At 40.6% G+C, this 4,055-nt stretch carries 4 protein-coding genes; all 4 read right to left on the reverse strand.

Features of this window, described 5'->3' with window-relative positions; all coding sequences use genetic code 11:
* Nucleotides 1–665, reverse strand: a 665-nt coding sequence (locus QMD71_09890; GenBank protein MDI6841135.1) for a cohesin domain-containing protein, incomplete at its 3' end; no start/stop codon positions are given.
* A 125-nt stretch (nt 666–790) separates the two neighbouring features.
* Nucleotides 791–2,131, reverse strand: a complete 1,341-nt coding sequence (locus tag QMD71_09895) for a hypothetical protein (protein ID MDI6841136.1) — start codon at nt 2,129–2,131, stop codon at nt 791–793.
* Entirely contained in the window at nt 2,128–2,487 is a 360-nt protein-coding gene (locus QMD71_09900; protein MDI6841137.1) for a kelch repeat-containing protein, read from the reverse strand. Before QMD71_09900 ends, QMD71_09895 begins: the two co-directional genes overlap by 4 nt.
* A 54-nt stretch (nt 2,488–2,541) precedes the next feature.
* The gene (locus QMD71_09905) at nt 2,542–3,960 is read right to left on the reverse strand and encodes a T9SS type A sorting domain-containing protein (GenBank protein ID MDI6841138.1); all 1,419 of its coding nucleotides are present in this window, start codon (nt 3,958–3,960) and stop codon (nt 2,542–2,544) included.
* Nucleotides 3,961–4,055 lie beyond the last annotated feature (95 nt).

Below are 4,055 nucleotides of genomic sequence, written 5' to 3' on the forward strand. Positions count from 1 at the left end.
TTAAGTCTTATGTCTATAGTCGTTCTTCTACTGAATGGATTAGGATATACATCCATTTCTAATTTTGGGTTTTGAGTTTTGGAATTTTTTGGTTCTTCTATCATCGAAGGACTCCACTTAAAATAGCCATCAACTTCAGTATCAAATAGAAATTTGGTAAGACAAGTATCCATCCACCATGTATCGTTATCTACGCGGGTTATATCCAATACTGAATTTTTACCACTCTTCACCTTCCATATAATTTTACAAACATACCCACTACCTGATACTGCATATTCTTTTGGGACACCCGGGCCTAAAGAGCCACCAATAATTAACTCTGCCGGAAAATAGGGGTCAATATTATTAGAAAATACAAATATAGTGGAAGTAGCGCCATTACTCTTCATAAATGGACCCTCCATACAGTAAGGTGAATGCACTGCATCACTATCATAATGGACATCAACTTGCCAACCATAAAGTGGATTAGAGGTCGAAATTCCACCTATAAATATAGAGTCTATAAAACTATCATTAACTGCTGGTGGTGCATAAGTAGTCTCTGGTTTAAATGATATTACTGTACTCTTAGACGTCGTATAGGAGACCGGCGAGTTTTTTCCTTCTATAAACCTTTCTATAAAAAAGAGTGTTAATAAAATAGCCACTAACTTATACATAATTTCACCTCCTTTAAAGATATCACTCCCTCCTTACTGTTTTAACCGGGATTGCAAAAGGTATGACTATTTACACACTCCTGCATCCCATAAATACTGCCTTCTCTTTTTGCTAAGTTTGCATTTTATTGCAAGAGAATCAATTTCTCAACTGCTGTGAAATTGTCAGCCATAAATTTGCAAAAATACGCGCCGTCCGGTAATACTCTACCAAAATCATCACTACCATCCCAAGAAACACCAGTGGTAAGTGGCAAGTGATAAGTGGGAAAGGACTTAACTAATCTACCAGTCAGGTCGTAAATCTTAAGAGAGACTGGAGACCGAAGACCATAGACTAAAGACTCTTTTTCCATATTTAGGTCTTTAGTCTTAAGTCTTATGTCTATAGTCGTTCTTCTACTGAATGGATTAGGAGACACTTCTAGTTTTGAGATTTGTCCCGACCTGTCGAGATTGAGGTTTGAGCTCTCTTCTATTCCGGCATCCGGTGCATATTCCTCATTAGTAACAACCGTACCTCCGCCACTATATCCTCCAATAACATATATCTTACCATTAACTGCACCAGCAGCCGCACCCCAGCGAGCTGTGGGCATACTTGTCTTTGTAGTCCAGGAATCAGTCTCAATGTCATATTCTTCGTTAATAGAAAGTTCGCCACTCTGGTTTCGTCCCCCAATAGCATAGATTTTGCCATTTACTGATGCAACTGCAAGAGCACGACGCTCGGTCATCATGGGAGTCTCCTGGGTCCAGGAATTAGTAGATGGGTCATATACTTCATTAGCAGTAGTTAGGTGACCGTAAGTAAGCCCTCCAATAGTATATATCTTATCATTTACTACAGCTACACCAAAACTAAGCCTCGGAGTTGGCATACTGGCTTTACTAACCCATGAATTAGTCGCCGGATTATACTCCTCGTTAACATCCCAACCAGCACCACAGCCACCCCCTATAGCATATATTTTACCACCTACAGACGCAGCCCCTAAACAGTGTCTTGCAGTTGGCATAAGTGACTTGTCAGCCCAACTGTTAGTTGATGGATTATATTCTTCATTCCAAGGAAGAACACCTGCAGATAGACCACCGAGAGCATATATTTTATTGCTCGCTGTGGCAGCCGCTAATTGCGTACGTGGATAATACATTGGTGCCTTAGTAGCCCAAGAATCAGCAGCTGGGTCATATTCTTCATTCTCAGTCCCTGCTGCACCAGATCCACCGATAGCGTATATTGTCTCACCTACCACAACTACTGCTAACTCACCACGTGCAGTTGGCATATCAGATTTAGTGGTCCAGGAGTCAGCAAATCCAATCCCTTGCAGGATGGGGTGTAACGCAATCCCATTAATTAAGATAAGACAGACGAGCCAGGATACTAACACTCTCATCTCACACCTCTTCCAACCACAGATTACACAGACTCTGACAATCTCTGAAATCTGTGGCTTCATTTTACTAACACCAGCTTTTTAGTGATAATTTTATTGTTAACCTCAAGTCGAAGGTAGTTGCTGCCATTCCACCCTCCTATAGCGTATATCTTATCATTTACTACACTAACTGCCGGGCCATACCGTGGAGTTGGCATTGGTGTCTTGGTAGCCCATGAATTAGTTGCTTGGTTATACTTCTCATTAGTAGCAATATGCTCACCGCTCGAATTCCCCCCAATAGCATATATCTTACCAGCCACTACAGCAACCCCTAAAGCATCTCTTGCAGTTGACATATTCACCTTAGTAGACCAGCTATCAGCAAATACAAGCCCACTAAACCCAATGAATATCAAGATAGTTAATAACTCCATTTTCACTCTTGCTCCTTATCAGAAAGGATAGGGAGCAAAAGTCCCCTATCTTAATTACCTCACTACAACCATTTTCCTTGTCACATTGTTATTACCAACTCTAAGCTGGCAGAAGTAGATACCTGACTCAACATATTTTCCATTTGCATCTTTACCATCCCATACAACAGTAGTTAGTAGTGAGTAGTTAGTATTTAGCGGAAAAGACCTAACTACCCTGCCAGTGAGGTCGTAAATCAGAATTGAGAATTGGGAATTAGGAAGCGAGTAAGAACTGCTTCTCGCCCCTCGCTTCTCATTTCTCACTTCTATCTTGATAATAGTTTTCTTATTGAATGGATTAGGATAGATTTCAAATATTTCAGCTCCCAGCTTCTGGCTTTCAGCTTTGCTTTCCTCAATTCCAGGTAGCTCTGCTATTGTGAATGTATTACTTGTGTCAGAATTAGCCGGATAATTACAATGGACTATCCTTATCCTTGCTGAGTCTGTAGGATGTGCATAAGTTGGGATTGTCCACGAATATATCCCTATATCATCTACATGAGTAATATAATCCCAGTAGATGCCATTATAATAATGTATACTCACTCGCCCACCACCACCTGCACGCATCCATTTAATCTCATAGGTATTTCCCTTATACCAAATCTCACCTCCACTCGGAACTAACACTTCAATTTTCTGACCTAGTCTAAATCCGCAGTTGCTAAAATCATAAACAGTAGTATCGGTTAGGGAAGTTATTTTTACCTTATAATTTGTACCTACATCGTAACTTGTAGGTATGAGCCATAGCTCAGAACTATCATTTGAAGTGTTGCTTACTATATTAGCGTAAAAGTCGTTCCCTCTGTAAAGGTCAAGTTTCACATTACTAATTACACCTGCACTCACCCATTTTATAGTGGTAGAGGTGCCCATTGTTAACCATTCTTCTCCATTAGGATATAAAATCATTAGAATTGGTGGCTTGTAATAGCCGTCAACTACAGTGCATGGAAACTTGTGATGGTCATCACCGCCCCATGTCCCACACCATGCAGTATCCATATACAGCATTGAGCCCCTATCCCCAATTACTCGCCAAAAGATATAGCAAAGAGTACCACTACCATCTACTGGCGGATTCTGAAATAGACAGTTGCCACAACGGACAGCACCCCAGGCATTATCTATGTACTGAGCCCATACACTGCCGGGTAGGTCTGTGAGTGGCCCTTTTTTCACACTATCACACTGTAAAACTGTAGGGTCAAACTCAAGTCCAGCTCCCCAATTCCAAAGAGTTGGGCTTGTTGTTCCTTTGATATAACACACAGAATCCTTAAAAGTAGAGCCCACTTCCTGACCAGGTTGAGTATCCGGCAAAACATACATTTGAGCCGTATCTAACGGCTCAAACCTAAAAGCATATAAACTACCGCCCCATAAAAAAGAGAGCATCAATAAAACAATTAATAATTTATTCATCGCACACCTCCTAATATTTTTGAGGCTGTTTAGCATTCTATAGATACTTATCTACCAAGAATCTATAAGCACCAATAAAAATGCTATCACCTCCT

The organism is bacterium, assembly GCA_030018315.1.
Lineage (GTDB): Bacteria > Hydrothermota > UBA3073 > JACQXS01 > JAGMCI01 > JASEGA01.